Source organism: Bacteroides sp. MSB163 (assembly GCF_036416795.1).
Lineage (GTDB): Bacteria > Bacteroidota > Bacteroidia > Bacteroidales > Bacteroidaceae > Bacteroides > Bacteroides maternus.
Genome location: NZ_CP143867.1, coordinates 2,914,377 through 2,938,836, shown reverse-complemented (window position 1 = coordinate 2,938,836; position 24,460 = coordinate 2,914,377). Strand labels below are relative to the sequence as shown.

At 43.3% G+C, this 24,460-nt stretch carries 21 protein-coding genes and 1 pseudogene; 3 read left to right on the top strand and 19 right to left on the bottom strand.

The window, feature by feature from the left end:
- Nucleotides 1–223: 223 nt before the first annotated feature.
- Both VYM24_RS10785 and VYM24_RS10780 read left to right on the top strand, forming a co-directional pair.
- Nucleotides 224–2,914: a TonB-dependent receptor gene (locus tag VYM24_RS10785; RefSeq protein WP_330942117.1), complete on the top strand. Its 2,691-nt coding sequence runs from the start codon at nt 224–226 to the stop codon at nt 2,912–2,914.
- A gap of 67 nt (nt 2,915–2,981) precedes the next feature.
- Complete coding sequence (locus VYM24_RS10780; protein ID WP_291554284.1) at nt 2,982–4,214, top strand: hypothetical protein; 1,233 nt, start codon at nt 2,982–2,984, stop codon at nt 4,212–4,214.
- 19 nt (nt 4,215–4,233) lie between these two features.
- Here the strand turns inward: VYM24_RS10780 and VYM24_RS10775 are convergent, their stop codons facing one another.
- The 18 genes and pseudogenes from VYM24_RS10775 to VYM24_RS10690 form a co-directional block, all read right to left on the bottom strand.
- Nucleotides 4,234–4,362 (bottom strand): hypothetical protein, encoded by a 129-nt coding sequence (locus VYM24_RS10775; RefSeq protein WP_330942116.1) that lies wholly within the window; start codon nt 4,360–4,362, stop codon nt 4,234–4,236.
- 35 nt (nt 4,363–4,397) lie between these two features.
- The gene (locus VYM24_RS10770; protein WP_299093050.1) at nt 4,398–5,651 is read right to left on the bottom strand and encodes a mechanosensitive ion channel family protein; all 1,254 of its coding nucleotides are present in this window, start codon (nt 5,649–5,651) and stop codon (nt 4,398–4,400) included.
- Nucleotides 5,652–5,688: 37 nt separating this feature from the next.
- Nucleotides 5,689–6,690 (bottom strand): DUF4435 domain-containing protein, encoded by a 1,002-nt coding sequence (locus VYM24_RS10765; protein ID WP_007212443.1) that lies wholly within the window; start codon nt 6,688–6,690, stop codon nt 5,689–5,691.
- Nucleotides 6,691–6,703: 13 nt separating this feature from the next.
- On the bottom strand, nt 6,704–7,531 hold the full coding sequence (locus tag VYM24_RS10760) for an AAA family ATPase (RefSeq protein ID WP_224321783.1): 828 nt from the start codon (nt 7,529–7,531) through the stop codon (nt 6,704–6,706).
- Nucleotides 7,532–7,599: 68 nt separating this feature from the next.
- Nucleotides 7,600–9,684 carry a sensor histidine kinase gene (locus VYM24_RS10755; protein WP_330942115.1) on the bottom strand — a complete coding sequence of 695 codons (2,085 nt, stop codon included), beginning with the start codon at nt 9,682–9,684 and terminating at the stop codon, nt 7,600–7,602.
- A 155-nt stretch (nt 9,685–9,839) separates the two neighbouring features.
- Nucleotides 9,840–10,277: a helix-turn-helix transcriptional regulator gene (locus tag VYM24_RS10750; protein ID WP_044262406.1), complete on the bottom strand. Its 438-nt coding sequence runs from the start codon at nt 10,275–10,277 to the stop codon at nt 9,840–9,842.
- 25 nt (nt 10,278–10,302) lie between these two features.
- Entirely contained in the window at nt 10,303–11,985 is a 1,683-nt protein-coding gene (locus VYM24_RS10745; protein ID WP_291555310.1) for an O-antigen ligase family protein, read from the bottom strand.
- Nucleotides 11,985–12,875, bottom strand: coding sequence for a signal peptidase I (lepB, locus tag VYM24_RS10740; protein ID WP_044262336.1), 891 nt, complete (start codon nt 12,873–12,875; stop codon nt 11,985–11,987). Before lepB ends, VYM24_RS10745 begins: the two co-directional genes overlap by 1 nt.
- A gap of 40 nt (nt 12,876–12,915) precedes the next feature.
- Nucleotides 12,916–14,799: a hypothetical protein gene (locus VYM24_RS10735; RefSeq protein ID WP_044262337.1), complete on the bottom strand. Its 1,884-nt coding sequence runs from the start codon at nt 14,797–14,799 to the stop codon at nt 12,916–12,918.
- Between the two features lie 42 nt (nt 14,800–14,841).
- Nucleotides 14,842–15,003, bottom strand: a pseudogene (locus VYM24_RS10730) (DUF1573 domain-containing protein); the annotation flags it as partial.
- A gap of 138 nt (nt 15,004–15,141) precedes the next feature.
- A complete protein-coding gene (locus VYM24_RS10725; RefSeq protein WP_044262338.1) occupies nt 15,142–15,489 on the bottom strand; it encodes a hypothetical protein in 348 nt (115 codons plus the stop codon).
- A gap of 21 nt (nt 15,490–15,510) precedes the next feature.
- Nucleotides 15,511–16,380: a DUF1573 domain-containing protein gene (locus VYM24_RS10720; protein WP_044262407.1), complete on the bottom strand. Its 870-nt coding sequence runs from the start codon at nt 16,378–16,380 to the stop codon at nt 15,511–15,513.
- 28 nt (nt 16,381–16,408) lie between these two features.
- Nucleotides 16,409–17,416 (bottom strand): 6-bladed beta-propeller, encoded by a 1,008-nt coding sequence (locus VYM24_RS10715; protein WP_330942114.1) that lies wholly within the window; start codon nt 17,414–17,416, stop codon nt 16,409–16,411.
- Between the two features lie 227 nt (nt 17,417–17,643).
- Nucleotides 17,644–18,597: a BF3164 family lipoprotein gene (locus VYM24_RS10710; protein WP_044262340.1), complete on the bottom strand. Its 954-nt coding sequence runs from the start codon at nt 18,595–18,597 to the stop codon at nt 17,644–17,646.
- Between the two features lie 147 nt (nt 18,598–18,744).
- A complete protein-coding gene (locus VYM24_RS10705; RefSeq protein ID WP_044262341.1) occupies nt 18,745–18,993 on the bottom strand; it encodes an NVEALA domain-containing protein in 249 nt (82 codons plus the stop codon).
- A gap of 264 nt (nt 18,994–19,257) precedes the next feature.
- Entirely contained in the window at nt 19,258–20,331 is a 1,074-nt protein-coding gene (locus VYM24_RS10700) for a BF3164 family lipoprotein (protein ID WP_044262342.1), read from the bottom strand.
- Nucleotides 20,306–20,533 carry an NVEALA domain-containing protein gene (locus VYM24_RS10695; RefSeq protein ID WP_425286644.1) on the bottom strand — a complete coding sequence of 76 codons (228 nt, stop codon included), beginning with the start codon at nt 20,531–20,533 and terminating at the stop codon, nt 20,306–20,308. Before VYM24_RS10695 ends, VYM24_RS10700 begins: the two co-directional genes overlap by 26 nt.
- Nucleotides 20,534–20,685: 152 nt before the next feature.
- Nucleotides 20,686–21,747, bottom strand: coding sequence for a hypothetical protein (locus VYM24_RS10690; protein ID WP_330942113.1), 1,062 nt, complete (start codon nt 21,745–21,747; stop codon nt 20,686–20,688).
- A 570-nt stretch (nt 21,748–22,317) separates the two neighbouring features.
- On the opposite strand from VYM24_RS10690, the gene VYM24_RS10685 reads away from it, so the two are divergent.
- The gene (locus VYM24_RS10685; protein ID WP_291555322.1) at nt 22,318–23,229 is read left to right on the top strand and encodes a DMT family transporter; all 912 of its coding nucleotides are present in this window, start codon (nt 22,318–22,320) and stop codon (nt 23,227–23,229) included.
- Nucleotides 23,230–23,311: 82 nt separating this feature from the next.
- Here the strand turns inward: VYM24_RS10685 and meaB are convergent, their stop codons facing one another.
- Entirely contained in the window at nt 23,312–24,412 is a 1,101-nt protein-coding gene (meaB, locus tag VYM24_RS10680; RefSeq protein ID WP_291554206.1) for a methylmalonyl Co-A mutase-associated GTPase MeaB, read from the bottom strand.
- Nucleotides 24,413–24,460 lie beyond the last annotated feature (48 nt).

Below are 24,460 nucleotides of genomic sequence, written 5' to 3'. Positions count from 1 at the left end.
AAAAAAGAAAATTTGGAACGGGCGGCAGTAATGAGTTAAAATAATCATTGGGTTCATTATTATAGGGTTATGAAGCAAATATCAGTACACAACATAGTGCCTCCATCATCAGTCCACGATGTCACTTAATTGTAACCTAATTGAGAATCAATTGTATGACATGTGTATTACGGTTGTAATTCCGTTGCCGCATCTTTGCACCGGAAACAAGAAACGATAAAAGATGAGCATGAAACTGGATTTTGGAAAAGTATTTTTCTTCATTTTATTACTGGTGCTTTCCACCATGACCGCCCTGGCTGGAAACATCAAAGGAACCGTCCTCGACAAGCAGACGAAAGAGCCACTGACCGGAGCTACCATACAGATAACCGGGACAACCCAAGGTGTAGTAGCCGATATCGACGGCAACTATACACTAAATGTAAATGACGGCACATACACCATAACCGTGAGATATATAGGATACAAAGACATCCTGCTCAATAGCATAAAAGTCAAGGCCGAAACTTTGCTGAACTTTGAAATGGAGAGTGATGCACAAGCGTTAGGCGAAGTCTCCGTAGTGGCCAGAAAGAATCTGGAAGGTGAACGAGCCCTGCAGATGGAACGGCAGAAAGCCACCCTTGCAATCGAAAACCTCGGTGCCAAAGAAATGAGTATCAAAGGAATCAGCAATGTGGAAGAAGGTGTAAAAAAGATAACCGGTATCTCCATCGCCAGTGCCGGACAGTTGATTGTGCGCGGTCTGGGCGACCGGTACAGCACCACCACTCTGAACGGACTTCCCATCGCCTCTCCTAATCCGGACAATAAACTGATTCCTCTGGATATCTTCCCTGCATCTACCGTACAGAATATTACCGTGAGCAAAGTATATGACGCCAGTGCATTCGCCGACTACTCGGGAGCACATATCGACATCAGTACCAAAGAGAATGTAGGTAGTGATTTTCTGTCCATCAGCTTCAATGCAGGTGGCAAGTTCAATACGCTAGGCAAAGATTTCTACCGGATGAACCGCGACGGCTCTTTGTTCAAGACTCCTTCTCTGGACCAGGAACTGATAGACATGTCATTAACAGACTTTGAAGAGTATGCACGCCACAACCGCCTCTTCAACACCAGTTTTCAGGTTAGTAAAAAGACTGCCCTACCTGAATTTGGCGGAAATATCGGCTTCGGCAAACGTTTCACCCTGAGTGGAAATGAAGTCAGCGTTCTGGGCTCCATAGGAGTAAGCAACGACCTGCAAACCATGAACAATGCCTCCATACGCACCTTAGAAGCTACAGGAAATACCCTGAATGAATTCAACTACGACAGCTACAGCAACGAGTTAAAGATTGCCGCACTGGGTAATCTCGGCTACAGTTTCCGCACTTCCGACCACATCGGATATACCTTCTTCTACGCTCGCAATGCCATCGACACTTATATGAGGCGCGAAGGTGTGGACTACGAAGACCACCATCTGATAGGCAGCAACAACGTGACACACATCTACAGTCTGCAAAACCATCAAGTAAACGGCAAGCACCACTTCGGCAAACAGTGGGACCTCAACTGGAGCGGCTCGTACAGCAAGACCTCCAGCGACGAACCCGACCGCCGCCAAGTAATGTTCATCCGTGAAGATGACCAGATAAAACTCTTCAAACTGAACCGCCAAGAAACCATGCGTTACTTCGGCTCACTGAATGAAGATGAATGGGTGGGCGACCTCACCGCCAGTTACCGCTTTGGCGACAACAACAAGTTGCAGGCCGGTTTCACCTATAAAGACAAGAATCGTGACTATATGGGTACACGCTTCTACTACAACCTGAACAAACTGAACCCTACCATCACTGACATCTACGATACCGACTCCTTCCTCAACATGGAAAATGTAGAAAACGGTTCCATCACCATAGACCGGAAGAAACAGCCCAAAGACAGCTATACAGCCGGTAACAGCATTTATGCAGGATACATTGCCACTGAATACTATCCCATAGCCCCGTTATTGGTGAACCTGGGAGTACGCTACGAAATCAGCAAGCAATGGGTAGACTACTATACCGATGGCGGAAAAGCCGAACGCAGTGAACTGAACAAAAACGACCTTTTCCCCTCACTGAACATGAAATACCAGATGAACAAAAAGAACAGTCTGCGCTTGGCCTTCTCACGCACAGTAACGCGTCCTTCATTTATCGAAATGGCCCCCTTCCTCTATCAGGAATCCTACGGTTCGGCACAGATACGCGGTAACGCTGATTTGCAAAACGGCTACAACTATAACATCGATCTGCGCTACGAACTCTTTGAAAAGAATGGGGATATGCTCTCCATCACCGCCTACTACAAGCACCTGAAAGCACCGATAGAGCGTGTACAGACTCTGTCAGGCGGTTCCGCCGTGCATTCTTTCCGCAATGCGGACAACGGTATGGCAACGGGGGTGGAGATAGAATTCCGCAAAGAGATAGTGAAAGACCTGCGTTTCGGTGTGAACGGATCGTATATGTACACTAACGTGAAACTGCCCGAAGGCGGCGCCTACACCAACAGCCAGCGTGCCTTGCAGGGAGCATCACCCTACCTGGCAAATGCAGATCTCACCTATTCACCCGCTTTCAGCAACGACCGCCAACTCAGCGTTGCCCTGCTCTACAATCTGCAAGGTCCCCGCATCCACTCCGTAGGCATCTCCGGCCTGGGAGACATCAAGCAACAGCCGGTACACACGCTGAACTTTACAGGCAGTTACCGCTTCAACCAGCGTTTCGCGGTGAAGTTGCAAGTCAACGACCTGTTGAACCAAGATATCCTCTTCAAGCAAGAAGTGCCCACCACCGGAGATAAAGTAGAAGTGGAACGCTTCAGAAAGGGTACAGGCTTTGAAGTTGACTTCAGCTATGACCTGTAAGAGAAAAGAAAAATTTTGAGAGAGACAAACAATAGAAACTCATTTTATCAACTAAACGATTATTAGTATGAAAACATCAAATTGGAAATTCATGACTATGGCCCTCGCGGCAAGTATGACCTTATTCACTGCATGTACCGACAACAACGAACCCGGAAACGGGGACGGCGGTGAAGACGACAAGTATGAACTGACGAAAGACATCGAAAGCGACACGGAACTGGAAGCCGGAAAGACTTACACGCTAAGTGGCGGCATACACGTAAAGAACGGTGCCACACTGAAGATTCCCGCAGGCGTCACAATTATTGCCAAACATGACGATGTGGTAGACTACATCCTCATAGAACAAGGAGCCAAGATAGATGCACAAGGCACTGCCAGCAACCCTATCGTAATGACTTCCGAAAAGAAAGAACCGGGCGCATGGGGCGGTATCCACATCTGCGGATACGCACACACCAATGCCGAAGGCGGAACGGGTAGTTCGGAAATAGGCGGCGCATCCTATGGTGGTAATAATGACGCCGACAATTCCGGTACATTGCGGTATGTTCGTGTAGAGTACACCGGATTTGCCTTCGACGAAGAGCACGAAGCCAACGGTATCACCTTCTACGGTGTAGGAAACGGAACAACGGTAGAGTATTGCCAGGCATACATGGGTTCCGACGATGGTTTCGAATGGTTCGGCGGTTCCGTCAATGTGAAGTATCTGGTATCTACCGACTGTAGCGACGACTCTTTCGACTGGACCGAAGGCTGGAACGGCAAAGCACAGTTCCTCGTAGCATACCAAAGCCCCAAAGACGAACTGGGATACGACTGCGACTGCCTGATGGAGTGCGACAACAATGGCAAGAGCTTCGGTGCCACTCCCGTTGCCCACCCCATCCTCGCCAACCTCACACTGATTGGCAACGGTGGCAGCAAACAGGGCGTACGCCTGCGTGCCGGAACACAAGTGGAACTTTACAATACGCTCATCACCGGCAAAGGTCAACCTCTGACCGTAGAAACCACAGAAACTGAAACAGCCCTGAAAGAGGGTGTGTCTAAACTGGAGTATGTAGCTATCAGCAAAACATTGTCTTCTAAAGAAAGCATTTACACCAACGATATGTTCGCAGCAGCAACGGGCAACCTCACTGCACAGAACTTCACTTGGGAGAATCTCTACGAAGGCACCATCGATGGCGGCAAAGACCTCAGTGCCGACAGTTTCTTCACCAAAGCCGAATATAAGGGAGCCGTAAAGACAGGCGACAACTGGACAAGCGGCAACTGGATCAAACAATAAAACGAGAAACACACATAATTCACGAAGCAATAGCTTCTACAAAGGCAACGCCGGACAAGTTCAGAGGAACTGTCCGGCGTTTGCTTATGTTGATCTGTTCCCATCCTATAGAAAGCTTTTTCTTATCAAAGAGAGAAAAGATTCTCATAGGGATGAAAATTTCGAGAACCAGTGCCGACTATCTCAATTAAGCCTTTCGCGGAAATCTTCACCGGATGGTGACTGGAATACGTGAAGATCGAACTCAGAAATAATAGCCAACAGATGGTCGAAGACATCAGACTGCAAGTCTTCATAAGGTATCCAGGATGTGGTTGCAGAAAAGAAATACAGTTCCAATGGTATACCGTGATCGGTAGGCTGAAGCTGACGCACCATACAAGTCATATCATGATTTACACCCGGATGGCTCTTCAGGTAACAATTCAGATAAGCACGGAAGACACCGAGATTCGTCTGGCGGCGACCGTTCACAAGGATGGAGTTATCAATATGATGCTCTTCATTATACTCCTTAATCACTTGTTCCGTCTGTTCAACATAGTTTGCCAAGAGCTGTATCTTGCGATACTTCGCCAACATTTCAGGCGTACAGAATCGCACACTGTTCATATCGATATTGATAGAACGTTTGATACGGCGTCCGCCACTCTCCTGCATACCACGCCAGTTCTGGAAAGAGTCGCTTACGAGCAAATAAGGCGGAATGGTAGTGATGGTTTTGTCGAAATTACGAACCTTCACTGTATTCAATGACACTTCTATTACATCACCGTCCGCTCCATACTTAGGCATGGTAATCCAGTCGCCTACTTTCAGCATATTGTTGGCAGAAAGTTGCACACCGGAAACAAAGCCCATGATACTGTCTTTGAATACTAACATCAGCACGGCAGCCGAAGCTCCCAGACCGGTAAGTAATACACCGGGTGAACGGTCAATCAATATGCTGACAACAATGATACCACCGACAAAATAAAGGATAACCTGCACTGTCTGCAAGAGTCCCTTCAAAGGGCGGTCACGGAACTGTTCCTTCTCGCTATAGACGGTGTAAACCGCTGAAAGCAAAGCGCTGATAAAGCTAAGAAACATAACAATGATAAAGATGAGGCAGAAGCGCAGGATAAGTGCCAACGTTGCCGAGCCCGCATCGGAAAATGCCAGAGGAAGCAGGATATAAATAAGAATAGGTGCCACCATACGGCTGAGATGTACCATCACTTTTCGGTCGAAAACAATGTCATCCCAGGTAGCTTTTGTTTGTTTTACCAAACGCGAAACGACTTTCAGCAAGATCTTCCGGCAAACAGTATCCGCCAGATAAGCTACCAGGAGAACTCCCAGGAATGCTATAAATTGATCTAACTGGCCAGCCAATGACTGGCTGAAACCTAAAGCCTGAAGTCCTTCGTTAATTTGTTGTACAATGCTCATGATACTAAGAATTAATTTTGGTGTTAATGGTTAGTAATTATCGCTCCCTGTTCAGGAAGTCTCCTATATCTTCTTTTAACCACTGATACAAGTAAAGGTTCTTGTATCCGCTGTTCTTTTTCAACATCAAGCTGACGTTGGTCTGGCTATTCTCATAGCTGGTCAGTTCGTTATGGAATTGCTCGTTGTGGGCCGCCAGACGCTTGATTTCCTGTTCGCGCTCGCGACGCAACACGGTGCATACGGGGATAAGAAGTTTCATCACAACACCATCCATGAGGTGATGCCCCTGTATGTAGAGATAAGTAGTATCAGGATTCAGTCCCAGCTTTTCCAGTTCCACACCCAAAGCCTCCACCGACTTGATATTTCGCGGAAAACGTCTGCGCATCTCGGAAAGTTTCTTGGCAACGGCACGCTGCACGGGCTCCAGTGTTCGTTCGGGATGATGTACATTGACTTCCTGCAAGCGGGTGCATGCATTGAAGTCATACATCGGAAAAGTATAAGTATCTCGTTGGCGATAGAACCAGACGTTCCAAAGAAAGAGGGGATAGACAATTTGCGAATAGCGTTTCAAGAAAGCAGGAAAGTCTATCAGCATACGGTCGTTCAACGTAGCCTGCACGCAAACTTCATGCAAACTTTCAGCATAACAATGGAAATTTTCGATGGCATATGCGTACGTCTGGAATATGTAGGGACTACTGTTTATCTTATGTGAAACGCTCGTTTTGCCTTGTAACAGAAAGTCGTAGTCACTGTCCACACAGGCTATCAGGCTCTTGCCCAATTCAGTAGTGTTCAGCGTATTCATCAGCACCATCTTCTTACCCTTGGCAAGAGAGGTAGCCGAAGGCAGCATCACCTGGAAATAATATTCATCTGTCTCGAACTCAGCCAACAACGTGCGCCAAAAAGCTACATCATCGTAACTTTCCACATACGCCACAATGCGACGCCGCGCCTTCTTGGGATAAAGCTTGTTGGCGGCATTGAAATAGGCAGAAGTAAGATTATGTTTTAAAGAAGTAGCCATGGGGAGATAATTATTAATTCCTAATTTCCACCGATATATCGCTCACTTCCGTCACCGCATCCAGCCAGCCTTCCATGATGACGGCGGGAGAATGGGTGGTAAGTATCAGTTGCACATTGGGATTCAATTCACGTATCATACCGATAAGTTTTTGCTGCCACTCGATGTGAAGAGAGGCTTCGGGTTCATCCATAAAAAGGACACAATGGGCATTGTCGCGCACCAGCACGGTGAGCAGGATAATCAGCATCTGTTTTTCACCGGAAGATAGTTTATAGGGCAACAGGCGTTCACCGTCCTGATAGAAGATGATTTCATTGCTGCGGCGATCTATAGTTTTGCGGGTATAGCTGAATAACTGATCCATCAGATCCTGGAACTTCCGCTTGGGAAGGGATAAGGAAGCGGCTTGTGAACGCTGTTCCTCATCACCGGAAAGGAGTTCGATCATCTTGTTGCCAATATTCACCTGGTAATCGAGGTATCGGCGTTGCAAGAGATAAAGTTGCCAGTCTAGTTCGGATTTGACGTTCGGATCGGCCATGCGGGCGGTAAAGTCGCCCATAATCAAGGGGCGGTCGTAACTACGAATTACGTCGTAAGGGATATACGTGGCATCCGGACGGTCGAAGGTAACACGTACGCCTTCTATCTCGCCGTTCTTTATCTCCCCCGAAAGTTCTTCCAGATAGTGGACGGAACGATTGAGGATCGTGGTTTTCCCCACTCCGTTGATACCGGAAAGAATATTCACGTCAGGACGTAAGTCCCAAGCTATGTCAAAGCGATCCCACAACCTGTGTATCTCTATACGTTTGATGTAATTGGCTTGTTCTTCCATAGTTTCTGCTTTTAATTAAAGCAAATATACGTGATTATCTTTTATTTCCACGCCCGGAAATAGAAAAATCACTTCTCATACGGCAAATCAATACAGAAACATGCGCCATCCCGATAAGATGTATCGAGATAAATGGAACCACCCAGACGAGTGACAATGAGGCGACAGGAATAAAGCCCCAATCCGGTGCCGGGCATAAATTCATCCAATTTAGTAAAACGGTCGAATATATATTCGGCCTTATCAGCCGGAACCCCGATTCCCGTATCGCTCACCATAATACGTACTTTTCCTTCGGCATGCACCAAGCTCATACGAATAGTACCGGCAACCGTGAACTTTGCAGCATTGTTCAGGAGGTGTTCCACAACACGTTGCAGATATTGGGCATTCGTTTTTACAAGACATTCGTCCGATCCCGATTCAAATAACCAGGTGATTTCGGGATTTCCTGCTCTTCTCTTACATATATCCAGAAGCCCGGCACAAATCGACAATATATCCACCTGTTCCATAGGAAGCAACTCTAACGAACTGCTTAAGTCCGATACTTGCAGGATGTCCTCGAACAATTCAGTCAATTGATTGGAGTTCTTTTCAATGATAACCGGAAAATCTTTTTTATCTTCCTGGGACAAATCTTCATTCAGCAACAGGGTACTGAAACCACAGATAGCATTGAGTGGAGTACGTATCTCATGACACATGGACTGTAGGAATTCCGTCTTCATACGGTCGCTTGCTTTGGCTCGTTCGCTTTCCTTAGCAACTTTCTCATTCGACAGAATCAGTGCCCGCTTCGTTGCTTTCAGCCGTTTCGTCAACAAGTACTGATAAAGTCCCCAGATAAAGAAAACCAGAAGCAGGACTATGAGCACAGCAAGAGCGATACGATGATAACGTGCCTGAAGTTCGGCCTGTTCTATCTTTAGTTTGTCCACTTCAAACAATGACCTCATCTCAGCCAACTGTTCATTCGTCTCCTCCACATGATTATCTTCCATCAAGCTGGTATATTCCCAAAAGGCGTCAAATCCTTCTTTGTAATGCTGTTTCCATTGGGTAACCAGGTTAATCTTCTTCGCCAGCAACTCAGTCCGCTCATTTGTGTCGGTGGAATCTGTCCGTTCCAGCAAGTCATCCACCGTCCGCATGGCAAGATCGTATTGTGCTGTATAAAGATAATAGCGGAAAGCGGCAGCCAAGAACGATCTTTCATCTGTCTCTGAAGTCTTATCCTGATAGTACGCTTTCATCCGGGAATAAATTTCATCAGCTCTTTTCCTGCCTATAGCATCTACGAAATAAAGCATTTCGCTATAAACACCCATACGTAAGGCTTCACGACTACGGGTACGGATATAAGCACGCCTCTTGTAGAAAGGCAGTTCAAACTGGCTATCGTATAGTTGCTCCATTTGTTCCAAAGCCTCAACAGCCTTCGCTGCTTCTTCAGCTTTTCCTTCAGCACGATAAATGAACTCGATACGAGTCAGATAATACCAATTGAACTTATAACTTACCTCAAAAGGTAAATCTCTGACCAACTGTTGAATATTCTTCAAATGAACGATGCGGTCTCCCAAATTCGTAACAGACGGTGAAAAGTAATTGATGCACTCCATTGCCGAACAAAGAATCATCTCCCATTGCACTTCCTGCGATTTATCGGAGAGATTTACCTTGTGGCGTTTATACCGTGAAATTTCTTCATTGGCTTCATCAGGTTTCTCCGCCTCATCCATCTTGCAAACAGAAGGAAAAGCTTTGAGCCATGCCATATAAAAGTTCTTATAAGCCCCTTCCAGACACTCTTCTCCTATCTGCTGATAGTAGTGCAAAGAGTCCGGTTCATCTTTATAACTGCGACAAAGAATATCCAGTGTCTCAAAAATATATATCTGATTTTTCAACTGAATAGCCAGTTGCAGCGATTCGTTAATATAGGTACGTTTGCTTGTCACATCGTCGGACAAGTCGTACAAGTCAATATACAGCTCCATCCTCTGCTGTTTGTCGACGGAATTGTCTTGTAGTGTTTGCAGCAGGTGTTTTCTGGTCTGATTAATATCAATCTCCTGAGCAACACTAACTTGCAGACAAAAGGATATGAACCAGAGGGTCGTTATAATTTTTATCAAGTAGTTTATCATATTCGGACAATTTGAAGAACTTGTCACTTAAGTTGCAAATATAGAATAAATTGAAGGTTAGAGCAAATTTATTCGTATTTAACTGTAATAAGAAGTCTTTCTATGATTTCACTACAAGTAGGCGTTGGCGGAATTGATATCTATATTAGTGACAATCAGCATTGTTGTATATACTTATCCAAACTATCCGTAGCTGATAATGCCAACTTATTTTTAATGCGCTGTTTTGCTTTCAATACAGACCGGGGAACTATATTAAACAGAAGCGCGATTGTCCTATTATCCAAGTGAGCACGTAACAGATAACACAACCTCAACTCCTGGGCACTTAAACGAAATGGCACTAATTCTTCTGACAGGCACCCACCATAAAACAAGTCTATGACGATAAACAGATCCCTCCATTCAGCCTCATCCTTGACTATACCATAAGCAGGTTTTTGATGAAGACACAGCAACTGCCCCATTGCCACTATCAAAGAAGAAGAACATCCGGCTAATGCCGAAGCCTTCTGATAATCCTTCAATTGTTTTGTCAACTGTTTATTGCGGTACAGCAGACAAGCATTCCAACTATCCTTATACGTATCCATATCCACCATGTTATATCATATTAACCTATTCAATCTTCGTATTACACCAGTCGTTCCCTATCTTTTCCACTTCGCCCCTCATTTCCCTGATAGCGGTGGAATGCACTTTCGGCTCTTTAGTCAATACAATCCGTTGCATCTTCTCAAACTTCTCCCTATTCCGATAGCCCGGTTCCGCATAAAGTTTTGCCAGCAGGTAGTAGGGATAAATCCGCCCCGGCAACCGGCGGACCGATGCCAGGTAATAAGTTTCAGCCTTTTCATAGTATTGCATTTCCTGATAATTCTTACCTATAATATTCAATACCATTGGATCAGCACTATATAAGACAGCCTGTTCCAGAAGCAAATTAGATTGATCATAACGACCGGACTTATGCAAACTATGCCCATATTCAAATAAGAATTCCCCCCTTTCTTCCAACTGCGGGTAGAGCTTACGGTAAGCCTCATCGGCAGCAGTATAATTTCCCTGATGATAAATCATCCTCGCATACACCCAACCCCGGCATGCATCTTCCTCCCGTTGCCATTTACCGTTAAGCCCCACTACCCATATCAGTGCACAAGCGCTGCAAATAAGAATTTTTCCGCCCACATCACCGGCTCCACAAGCAAACAGCAGACATATACCGGTTACCACGAAAACCGGAAAATACATGGGATAAGAAGAAAAAGAGAAAACAAGCAAGGATATGAGTGCTCCGCAAATTTCATAACGCCCCCATTTTGTCCCTAACCACAGAACTATCCCAATAGTCAAGAGGAACATGACACAAATTATAACTCCGGCTGTTAACGCCAGTTCCAGATATTCATTGAAAGCATATTCCGGACTTCCGGCCACGCGCTCTTCCCAAACAGCATAGTCTCCGCTACCAAAATATTTTTCCTGCGCTTCGCCATAGGCATAGGCAAATCCTTCATAACATCCCCAAGGATGTTCTACGATAGCTTTACAAGTAATTTTCCACATAAACAGACGTCCCATGGCAGAGTCAGGCTTCAAAAAGAAAATACCAGCACCTCCCAATATCAGAACAAAAAGCCCGACCACTCCCCATGTAAGGTAACGTTTCTTATATCTCCGCCACAATACGCCCCACTTACGTCTGTCACGATGCATATACGCCACCCATGCACAGCTTATTGCAGCAGCAATCCAGGCAGAACGGCTCATTGTAGCCGGTAGTACACATAAGATGAGAATGCCGGCAAGCCCTGCCGTCACTTTTTCTATTTTATGAAGAACATCTGTGCTTTTCCACTCACAAACACGTAAATACAAATGCAGGCAAACAGGTAATATCATCGCTAAATATCCCCCATACGGACCGGGATTGAAGAAAGAGCCTGTCAGTGCATACCGTGAATGCCCGGAAACAGAAAATCCATATAATTGCCGCAAGCCCCAAACGACTTCAATAGTCCCCAATAATACCAAACTCCAAGCCACATGAACAAAGAAATTCCGGAAAAACAAAATATCTGTCCAGGAAGCTTTTCCTAGAAGTTGTAGCAAACAAGAAGCAGTGATACAACCGGTCGAAACCAATACAGCTTTTCCAAACCACACCCATTGGCCGATGGTTTCGCCTGCAGGCAGTTCAGGAGTTGTCGCACATACCATACTCAACAAGGAGCAAACAGCTACAAACTGTAGCAAAACAACTGTAGCCTCTCTTATTTTATGTGTCCATCCTATCATTATTCTATCTTTTTGAATATCCTATTCCACCGCACTCTATCCGTCCTCTTATCCACTGATTTCCATATCCTGACAGCCTTTCCAACAATATATTCTTCTGGCAACAGCCCCCAATAACGGGAATCTTTTGAGTTTTCAGCTCTATCTCCAGCCATGAAATAATAGTTTTTTAAAAAACGATATTCAGCAATAAGGCTATCGCCCAAATACACATTCCCCGCTTCATGACGGAGGTTTCCTTGCCGCTCCCACTCCACTATATTCCCATAAAGTTTAACAGTGCGTCCATCCATCGGGATGGCGTCACCTGATTTGGGAATATACAGAGGCCCAAACTCTTTCACCGTCCATCTTATCAAAGAATCTTCGGGATATGCCCTCACACCGATTGCATCATCAGCAAGCGCCTGTTCATTTATCAGTGCCATGAACCTGTCCTGCGCATCCACGTACCCCAGTGTTCCGGCATAGCCATCCACCTTATAGCGTCCGTTTACAATGCGGAACGTATCTCCCGGCAACGCAACACACCGTTTCACATAATACTGCATCACATCCATTTCAATCCGCTTCCACTGTTTAGGACAAGGATAGTTAAAGACTACTATATCATTCCTCCTCATTCCACCCATTCCCAGCAAGCGTTTTATCTCCACTTGCTTTCCTGCAACGGCATCCATCACATTGAAGAGCCTTGCCCCATACGTTAGTTTATCCACCAATATCACATCACCAGCCAATAGTGCCGGCTCCATCGAATCACTTGGAATATGGAACGAGGTCACACAAAAGACTTGCGCCAACAGCCACAATACCACAATGCCACAGAACCAAAGGAAAAGATCAATTCCCTTATTTACGATTTTCTTCAAAGATGCACTTCTCTTCATCCCTCCATGAAATTAAAATCAAAACTATAGTTCCCGGTATTCATCTCACATAACTCAAATTACTGATAAATACTTGTTTCCCATCTTTTATGTGAAATACCTGTTCTTCTTCACCACGTGTCAAGCAACGCAAATGGAACAGTGCTCCACGAGGCATATTATCATAGACCAGTTCCGGCGCTGAAGCCGTTTTGCGTCCTAACGAAACCCATCCGTCCTTGCCGTCATGGTAATATAACTCGTAGGTGTCGCCAATGCGGATAAAATTGTCGTCGTTACGAGGGATAAAGATAAAACGATCCATTTCCACCTGCTTTCCAAAATCCATCAGCAAGGTGGCTCCCGGCAATCGCGTACTATAATAAGTCAACGGATCATCATCAAACATCCGCTCCTGCACATTCACCGGATTTTCCGCAGGTGCTCCTTTAACGGTTTCAGGATAATACCTTGTCTCCCCTCCCCAGAACAGCAACTCGCCTATGTTTGTGTTCTTCCATTCCATAGCCTGATATCGCACGTATCTACATTTCAACTGTTGCGGAAGCACCACTTCATTGTAACAGATTCTTGGGGTGTCCGGAACCTGATAAGTATACTTTATATGCCTAAAATCCTCCGTATCGGAAAAATCGAAGCGACCACCGCAGATCTCATCCAAATAAATGCCTATCCAGCCCATCAGGGGATGTTTGCGGTACAAAGTGACCTTCTCTTCGCGTTCCTTGTCGGGAATGTAGAAATGGAGATTCTTCCCGTCAAAATAAAACGGATAGTCCACTGTGGCGAAACTGCCGTCCTCCTTTTTCTCCAATACCGCATAAATGGCATCAGACTCCACATGCGGAAAAACCGCCTCGCCACGACGTACCTCCGCGACATCGGCAACCACCCATCTCCCCTTAGGATGAAAGATGCCCAGAAACAGATAATCCGGACTTCTATCCGGTACCCTCACCCTCAGCGTATCGGGAAAGTAGTCGGCAGAGGCATCCATATAACGGGGCGTACCGAAACGCTTGCGAAAGATCTTGCCCGATTTCCGGCCGTCACGGTACACCTGTCCGCGTTTCCACTCCTTGGCTGTCACCCACATGCCCCAGAAGGCTCCCGTGGTGTCGCGCACGGAGTTCCACGTATGTCCCTTCCGTGTTTCCGAGCTATATACATAATAATCCACGGCTACCGGAATGCCTAGAGAACGCATGGTATACAGGGTGAGGTCGCATGCATCCACGCAGGTTCCCGCGCGGTGATCCATCAGAAAAGAGGCCCCCAGGTGCGGCAACCCGAACTCCCAGTTATACTCAAACCCTTCCGTTTTCAGGCATCTTCCCACCGCGGCGGCGGCTTCCACTACATCCGTTCCTTTGTAGACGGAATCAAGCAGAAAAGCATACCGCTTCCCGTAAAGTCCGCGCCACTCTTCCAGTGGCTCATCGTCTATCCTATAAGGCAAAATAAACTCACAAAAATCATCAAAAGGCAGGTACTTATTCCAAGGGCGCCGCTTCCATAAGTCGAACGCATGGTCTATGTTGCGTATCAGGAAATCAGCCGTAATCACTTGTGCATCATAAACCTTCTCCAATGCCTGCATATCGGGATGTCCCCAGCGTTGCACAAGTTCCGGAAGTACCATTCCCGTCGAGTCCACCGTTGCCAACGCTGCCTTTCCCGAATCTACAGGTATCCCCCGCCGCTCATAATATTGCGGCATGTTCTCTATCAAAAAACGGGCTGCGTCATATTTCTGCCCGCTGTCCTTATAATACACAAGCACTTTTTCCAGTTCACCCCGATTGCCTCCGGCAAACTGCAATGCATATTCCAACCGGCCGTCTCCCCTACCGCAAGCTGTAAGTAACATTATAACCAGCAATACACATGCGAGCAAATATCTTTTTATTAATCTACAAACCATCTTACTATGTTTATTTCTGATCCGTTATTTGAAACATCTACCCTATTGGGCTGTGCCGATTATTCGCAAAACAATAGGAGAAAATGCTGTATTACAATATACAGTTATGGTTTTATCAAAATGTTCCGGATGCTCCGCTTTATACGTAACGCATAACTCTAAACTATCATTAGGCCTGACAGGCTTTTTAAAATACCGTGAACTTCTTTGCCTCCTCAGGCCTGAGTACAATTTCCAATACCCAGCCAAACGCTTTCTTCACATTCCCAATTAATTCATCTCTATATCCTCCATCAGCCACAATCTTCCTAAGTTTGGAACATCTTCCTTTCAGATTACCTATTACATCAATGGCTCCTTTACTATCATGAATAAATGAAAAGAGCCGCAAGCGCGCTTAATGGAATCCAGCACTTTATCTGGGTACATGGTACCTTTTCCATGAAGTTCAAAAAGCTTTAGGTAATCATTTAGAGCTTCACCTTCATAGCTATAGTGAAAAGGCAGGTTTTCGATAAGAAAAACAGCAGCCCTATACTTCAAGGAATCATCTCGGTATTTGTCAAGAACAACCTGCAATTTGGGATTGGCTGATAGAATATCTTCTAAGGAAGGACCAACCTTATTTTTAGTACAGGAAGCCAATATCAAAAAGAAACAGACTATTAATAGGATACCATGTTTCTTCATAAGTATTTCATTTATGTTATCTTATTCTGCATCGCCGGTTATTCTCAAAACAACAGGAGAAGATTCTGCATTGCAATATACTGTTATAGTTTTATCAAAATGTTCGGGATGATCTGCCTTATACGTCACATTCAGTGATATAGAATTTCCCGGACGAATGGGTTCTTTGGAATAATCAACGGAAGTACAGCCGCAGGATGTTGAAACTGCATCAATGACTAATAGTTTATTACCTGTATTTTTCAATGTAAAAACTGCTTTTTGCTCTTTTTCCCAGTCAAAATTACCCAAGGATAAGGATGTATAGTCAATACTGGCTTCTGTCATCAGACCTGTATCTTCATTCATCTGCGTAAATTCTTTTCCCTGAATAATCTTCAAATATAAATCTTTAACTTTTGAATTATAAATAGGATTTCCAATTGCTATAATCTTATTATCTCTATCTAACAAAAAAGTCTGATACTCCATTTCAGAAGGAAACTTATTCAATATATTCAACGAATCTTTTTCATCAATGCAAACAGGATAAACAAACTTTTCAGTTCTTAACACACTATATACCTCCTGATTCTTTTTGGGCGCAAAATAATACAAGAACTTAACCGAATCCTCTTTTATAGAATCAACCACATTCATAAATTTCTTCCAGTCCGACAACCGTAATTTACAACTGGTACATCCTATAGTATCAATATACGTCACAATCTTGTAATCACCACTCATATAAAAATCCACTGTATCTCTCCCCTGTATTGTAAAAATGGAAGTTATAGGAAATTTAACTTCATAATCCATCCATTTCTCTAACAGATTCTCAAGCTTATTTTGTCTAACATCTATGCAAGACAATACAGACAGGGTTAATAACAAAACTGCAAAATATTTCATCATTATTTTCTAATATTAGTTCTTCATTTTAGTCTATAAGTCCATCTAAATTTAAATAAGCAAATTGTATTTCATTGTCTAATACCATTATTAATCTATTCAGCTTCTGATCATAACAAAAGTTACAAATTTTACGACCTATATCCAACGTTTTAATATAATTCCCATTAAAATCATAGACTTGAAAACAATTAGGAAATCCCTCGTCACTCCAATTGCGTCCTCCTGCATATGCTGCAACAATCTTATCTTTACAAATCACCACAGCATCATAATAAACCATATCATTACTCGTCTTGTCATCCCAATAAGGACCATAAATATTGTATTTCAAATTACCATCAAGATCATGAATCGTCATTAGGTCATGATGAGCATAGCAATCAACTATCAGATTATGTTCCAATGATACCGCAAACTGGCTTCGCTTTCGTTCTATCTTAGGATGCCCTTCAACCAATAATTCCATTTCTCCGGTCAACATATTCCACCGCACCAAAGATTGTTGAAAATATTTGCTTTCTCCGACCATTATGGAACGTGCAATACAGAAAGTGTCATTCACATAAACAAATCTATCCGGAAATTGCAATTCTTTCATATCTCCTTTTACTTCAGGTCGATAAAAAGGATTTTTTAAGATACTATCCACACTATAACTCAAAACTTTCAATTTTCCATAATCAGGTACAAAAAATCGATGGTGCACTTCATCAGGCACAATTACCCCCATATTCGTAATTTCATTAGGTCCTTCCCCTGCATCTCCAATTCCCATCAAATAGGAGAAATTATCCTTATCAAAGATAGAGATTAATTTTTCTTCGGATTGAGAATCACTTATCAATAAATAATCATTTATAATAAAAGGTCGTGCCCAGCCTCCTATCAAAGGAGTGTCTATAACAATTTCTTTTACAAATTCCTTTACATCAATGATATTAGTAGAATGATTTTGAGATTTTTCCACATCAGAATTTCTAAAGCAACTACTCGCAAAGAAAACAAACAAAATAAAATAGACGATACGTTTCATCAAAAAATATTATTTGTATTATTTAAAACATCAATAGGGGAAAAATCAGCCTATATAGGCTGATTCTCCCTTATCATATTGACTATAGCAAACAACAAAAATGCCTAGTTGGAACATTCTAAACATATTTTAGTAGCTGTAAATATCAACTCCATTTCACTTCTCTTTTATCTAGCATAAATAACTCCATTTTGCCCACACTTAGCATCATTCGTTATTTGACTGTGTTACCTTATTGAAAGCTCTGATTTACCTATAGCATACTCTCCATCCTTGCCTATCATCAGCACATACATGGCAGAATCGTCATACGAAACACAAATATTGCGGACGGTAGGATTCACTTTGTACACACAATCCAATATACCATTGGCAGTAAAACGAATGACATAACGAAACTCTATCTTGTGAGTATGCCCTAAATCACTTCCATCATACAACATATAAAAATAATTTTCAGAACTACAAGCATCCATACAATTCCTTATATCGTCCTTAAAAAGTTCAAAGCCGGAACTCTCCGAAATTCTATCCTCAAATCCTCCTGTTCCCAAACAGAAAGAATCTTTCTTCACCCAACTGCCATCATCTTGTTCCGCATAAAAACCAATTTCGGAAGCATAAGATGGAGCAAACATCAGATACCTTGTCCGTTCGTTAAAAGCCAAACGCCCCTGAAACAGTCTATATTTGGCAGATATATCCTTTATGTCAAATCTAGAATAAAGGTCAATACATTCACTTTCTTTTCCTTTTGCATCAAAAAATGACAATATGCCTTGTTCAAACATCCCTAAACAAGCATATCCGTCATGCATTTGAGCTACCCTATCCGCTCCTTCCAAACTTGCCTCCTGAAAATCAAAAATTGAATCATTAAACAATCTATCAACCCGATATCTTCGGCAGATTCCACTTTGTCTTTGAAGCACGCTTATCGTATGATCCCTATCAGACACGTCAATAGCAAGAGGAGCAAGCACTTCACCGGGTCCCTGTCCTATGTTTAAAACTCGAACCCAAGAAGAGTCCGACAAATTATACAGAAACAATGCCTTTCCTTCAATATTATCCCCAATTATCAATATGCTGTCCACAATCTCTATCTGAAAAGGCCTGCCGAGAATTGTTTCCAACGATATTTCCTGAAAAAACAATTCGGAAGTTGCCAAATCTTCCATCGCCTTTCTTCCTTTTCTTCGATTGTCCTCAGAACAAGCCGACAACCCGGCCAATAAGACCACAAGAAACAAACATCGCAAATAACACATATACTATATATTTAAAATCGGATTGCTTAATCCCTAATTAAGCAATCCGAAAAATCATTATTTATAAAACATTTTATATCCCTTTCCTGAACCATCCGCAGGATAGAAAGTTCCACAAAAATCGCCATTACAATCACTACTGTTACAGCAATCTACAGTTCCACTATTTTCTGAATTATTTGCTAATGCTTCTACATTCGCCAACATCAAATCGGACATAGCATCTGTTTTCTGATTTGTGTAAACACCATAACCTGCAATTGCCGCAAATGCCGCAACAAAAGTTATTTTCATAAACTTCTTCATTTCTATATTGTTTCAAAGTAAAAATCTATTCAATTACCAATATCAAGTACACATATATTGTACAGTCGAGAAGTAAGATACAGAGTATCTCATTAGAGCATATTTCACACTGCACTATCGTAACAGCGGAAATCAATTTCCGTTTTGCTTAAAAATTTGTATCTTTGCCAGGCTTCTAAATTTTAGGGGTTACGGAGCATTCGGTATTCTATTGCAGCGAAACAAGTCGTTTACCGTCTGCTCCTTTTAATAAATTAATTAACTCTACATACCATTTATATGGTATTCTACTATCGGCTCATCCTCATTCACATCCGTAGCATAAATAAGTCCACGCTGCTCATCTACCGATATGCCACAAATGTAATGATCCAGTACATATTTCTTTAACGGTTTTCCCGTCAAGCTGAACACATAGATAAATTGCCCGCCATCCGGATGATCAATACCATTCCGGGCATCCCGTGCTATATCTTTGAACGAGCGCCCATGAAAGACTGCATAAATGGCCCGACCCGTCACCTGCACATCACTAAATCCCATGATACCCGTAGGAATACCATATCCCCCGGACACCTGAAACTCCGGCTCACCATGCGGTCCCATGCACACAACATGCGTACTGTCTTTCAGATTATAGATTTCGAACACTTCACCCAACTGAGTGGCAACAGCAAGTATCCCGTTTCGGGGATTATAGTCTATAAAACTACGCCACGCCTGCGCCAAAGCCGGACGGGCATTCTGCAAGGCATCCTCGTTGACAGTAGGAATAGCACCAAACTTATACATCAATTTTCCACTCTTGCTTACTTTGCAAAAGCGACTGTCACCCGAATAATCGGGAATGATAAAGGCAGAATCCTCACACATTACAAAATCCAATGCCCGGAGAATATCCTTATCCAGATTCACCGCTTCCTGACGAAGCAGTGAATCACCGGATAAAGCAAACCCAAACCTTGTTAATTCTGACTTATTGGAATCTAATGTCCACAAAAAAGCCCCATTCCATCGGAAATTTTCGGCAGAAAGCATATCCTGCGGTGCATCTCCACGCCTCCCGAAAGAAGACAGGTAACGAAAATCAGGATAGCTGAATGTATGAAAGAAATAGTCTGTTCCATGCAAATCAAGTACCACAGCTTTCCCGTCCCTGATATGCAGACGAGAAGGATAGCGGAATAAAGCTGTATCCAGCCGTATCGTCTTTGCCTTCAATTTTTGCTCCTGTGGGAAATCAGTATATGACGTTTTACCGGAAGCAACCGGATTCGAAGTACAAGAAATGAATAGCAGGACAGATATAACGCTAATAATATAAGCTATACGGAGCATAATAAGTATATACTTTATCGTGATTAAGCGGACAATCAACCAACCCTTTTCCAAAGCAAAGAACACCATCTGTTTCTGAATCTGCCAACGCTTCTATATTCTCCAACATTAAAGAAGACATCTTGACAGATGACTGTTTACTGTAAACATATCCTCCTATAGCAATAGCTACAACTCCCATAAATACCAGAATCTTTTTCATCTTGTTCTTCATTTTATTAGTATGTTTTTCATCAATAATTGTTATGCCGGCAAATGTAAATAATAAATAGATTCAAAATGCATTTACGGGAGTAAAAAAGGGGAGTAAAAAATTTATTACTCCCCCTTTCTATACTAATAATAAGGCACTTATCATTTTTCAACAAGCATATAAAAGCCCTGTTCTTTTTGCTCGTTTTGACCGGATTCTATCTTCACATGAGACTTCTCGGCGTCAAGTAACTTCCTGAGAAGGCTTACTGTTACTCTTCTGTTTTGATTAATATTGATATTTTCTAAACTCCAACCACAAACTTCAACAATCCGGTTATTCGATAAGAAATGATTTTCCGCATGGACAAATGCAGAAAGTAGTTTATAAGACTGCATAGGACATTTCACCACACTTCGATCTTCAAAAGTAAGCGTACACGCCTCTTCATCAAACAGGACTCCGCCTATTTGATATTTATTTTCGGAGATGCGCGTTACGCAATCATCCGGATCAACCGCTTCATCGTCGTTGTCCTTCTTTCGATTATGCCAAAAGAGAAGGACAAATATGCACAAGCAAAGGATAACTATAATGGAAGAAGAAACAATACCGGTCTTTCCCCAATCGGCACACAACCATGGGGAAGGAAGTGAAAGATAAGCCGTCAATTCAAGAAAATACATATCATCCAGATAGTAGGTTCCTAATTTGAACTTATCAGTCATCAGCGTTGAGTCTCCGGCCATAAACTTTTTTCCTTTCCTGTCACCCGGCAATTCCGATTGCAGCATAAGAGCACCGGAACAATAAGTGTGTCTATCATTCAAATCTTCTTGCCATAATTCATTCAAAAGGCTGAAAGCCGCTTTGTCCACCAAAAACAGGAAGCGAACCTTTGCACTTAGGTTATGTGAAGCAATCAACCGCTTTTCTTCCTTTATCGAATCGACCGCTACCACCGTCTCTCCTTCCGCCAGCACTATACGACGCTGCTTGCTTTCCTCTTTCGGTTCGCCTCCTCCAACAGAATAGGGAATTCCAAGTTTATCAAATTCCCTGTTTGCCCAAAGTTCCGTAACGGATTTCAGTGAAGCCTCCGCCTTTCGCTTACATATTCCGCGCCCTTCCACTCCGTTTTCATATACCTGAAAAGCAAGCATTCCCACTGCAAAGAGCAGGATTCCCCCTAATACGTATGATATTTTCCTATAATGTTTCACAATACAAACAAGGCATTTATTCAATAATATAAGTACATACACATTTTTAAAGACAAAACACAAGAAGTTTCACCTCTACAAGCAGAGGATGTTAAGTCACTTGTTTTTACAGAATACAAAAATAGCTCAAAAAAATAAGAAAAAGTCTTTCTACATGATTTAAAAGAAGATGAAGACGGTTGTTTCATGCCCGAGCGGTTATGAATCAGTTATAATGCACATACATCACTATTACCTTTCCTCCGTAAAAAGCTTGCATATCTACTGAAGCGTGACTACCTTTACTGCTCAAGATGGCATCTTGTGCTGTTCAAGATAGTATGTTACACCACACAAGATGCCATCTTGTGCAGCAAAACAAAGGGAGTTTCGGTTCTCAAGGTAATAAGTTTCAAGTGTCATGTCCCTATGCTACTGACATTGAGAAGCATAGTTTCCTTTCCGAGTGAATATGAATAAATGTGCTAATATGATTAATGCTTCCAACAGACCACAAGTATATAAAAAGAGAAAAGACTTTTTAGTTTCAGAAAATAGTTGTTCTTTTGCAGCCTCAAACGAAAAAAGAGTATGAATAAGAATGTACAAGGGCACATATTCGCCCTGACTGCCAATATTTTATGGGGACTGATGGCTCCCATCGGCAAATCCGCACTTATGGAGTTTTCAGCCTTATCGGTAACTACGTTCCGCATGGTAGGTGCAGCCGCCTGTTTCTGGCTACTGTCTGCATTCTGTAAGCACGAACACGTGGATCACCGCGATATGCTGAAGATTTTCTTTGCTTCACTTTTCGCACTGGTGTTCAATCAAGGGGTGTATATCTTCGGGCTTTCAATGACTTCACCCATCGATGCCTCCATCGTGACAACCACACTTCCTATCGTAACCATGATTATCGCCGCCATTTATCTGAAGGAACCTATCACGAACCTGAAAGTACTGGGTATTTTTGTAGGGGCCATGGGAGCACTGACGCTTATATTAAGCAGTCAGGCCACAAGCAACGGCAACAGCAGTATTATCGGGGACTTGCTTTGTCTGGTAGCACAAATCAGCTTCTCTATTTATCTGACTGTGTTCAAGAGCTTATCGCAGAAATATTCTCCCATCACATTGAATAAGTGGATGTTTATCTATGCGTCCATGTGCTATATTCCATTCTCATACCATGATGTAGCAGGCATTCAATGGGCGGAAATTTCTACTGCGGCATACGCACAAGTGGGCTACGTGGTAATAGGTGGCAGCTTCCTTGCCTATATCTTCATTATGACCGCACAAAGGTTGCTGCGTCCCACAGTGGTGAGTATGTACAACTATATGCAACCCATCGTAGCTTCTATTGTTGCTATTATCATGGGCCTGGGTGTATTCGGTTGGGAAAAAGGTGTAGCTATCGCTCTGGTATTCCTTGGCGTATATATCGTAACGAAGAGTAAATCGAAGGCGGACTTTGAGAAGGAAGGGAAAAAAGCGTGAATTAGTTACGAGCTACAAAGCTACAAGTGCCTTGCGGCATGATAGCGCAGCTACTTGTAGCTTGTAGCTCGTAGCTTTGTAACTAACTCTTCCTCATTTCTCCGAAATAGGTATCGAGCAAGCTCTTTGCCGCAACAAAGGAAGTGAGTTTGCCTTGAAGTACCTGCTGTTCTTTATCACTTAACATGGCTTCTATGGCCGGATTGTGGTAGAAACTATCGCGCAGACGCTCATTGATGCTTTCGTACATCCAGTATTTGCTTTGCTCGTTACGTCGATATTCAAAGTAACCGTTATCTTTCACAAAAGCAATATAGTCGTAAATCATCTTCCAGATTTCTTTCACACCCAGGTTATAGAAACCGGAATAAGTCATCACCTGTGGCGTCCATCCTGACTCGGGAGCAGGAAACAGATGCAGAGCATTGCGGAATTGCGATGCGGCCAGTTTAGCACGCTCCAGGTTATCACCATCTGCCTTATTGATAACAATACCGTCCGCCATTTCCATGATACCACGTTTGATGCCTTGCAGTTCGTCACCTGTTCCGGCCAACTGGATAAGCAGGAAGAAGTCGACCATAGAGTGTACAGCTGTCTCACTTTGTCCCACACCTACCGTCTCTACAAAGATTTTATCGAAACCGGCAGCTTCACAAAGAATAATCGTTTCACGCGTCTTACGCGCTACTCCACCCAAAGAACCTGCCGACGGACTGGGGCGGATGAAGGATTTTGGATGAACGGAGAGTTGCTCCATACGCGTCTTATCACCCAAGATACTGCCCTTACTGCGCTCGCTACTGGGGTCGATGGCAAGCACTGCCAGCTTACCTTCGTATTTTTCCAACACATGCAAGCCGAAGACATCAATCGAGGTACTTTTTCCGGCTCCAGGCACGCCACTGATCCCCACACGGATAGAGTTCCCTGAGTAAGGCAGGCATCTCTCAATAACTTCCTGTGCTAATGCCTGGTGTTCAGGCTTCACACTTTCCACTAAAGTAACTGCCTGACTCAGCACAGTGACGTCTCCTTTCACAATACCTTCTACAAACTCCGCTACGGAACGCTGACGCTTTTTAGGTTTCGGACGGCGATAGGGATTGACAGACGAAGGTTGCTCAATGCCTGCATTGACAACCAATCCTTTATAGGATTCATCGTTTTCAGGATGTTCCATGATAAGATTTATGATTTCTAATTTATGATTTATGATAAGATTTATGAT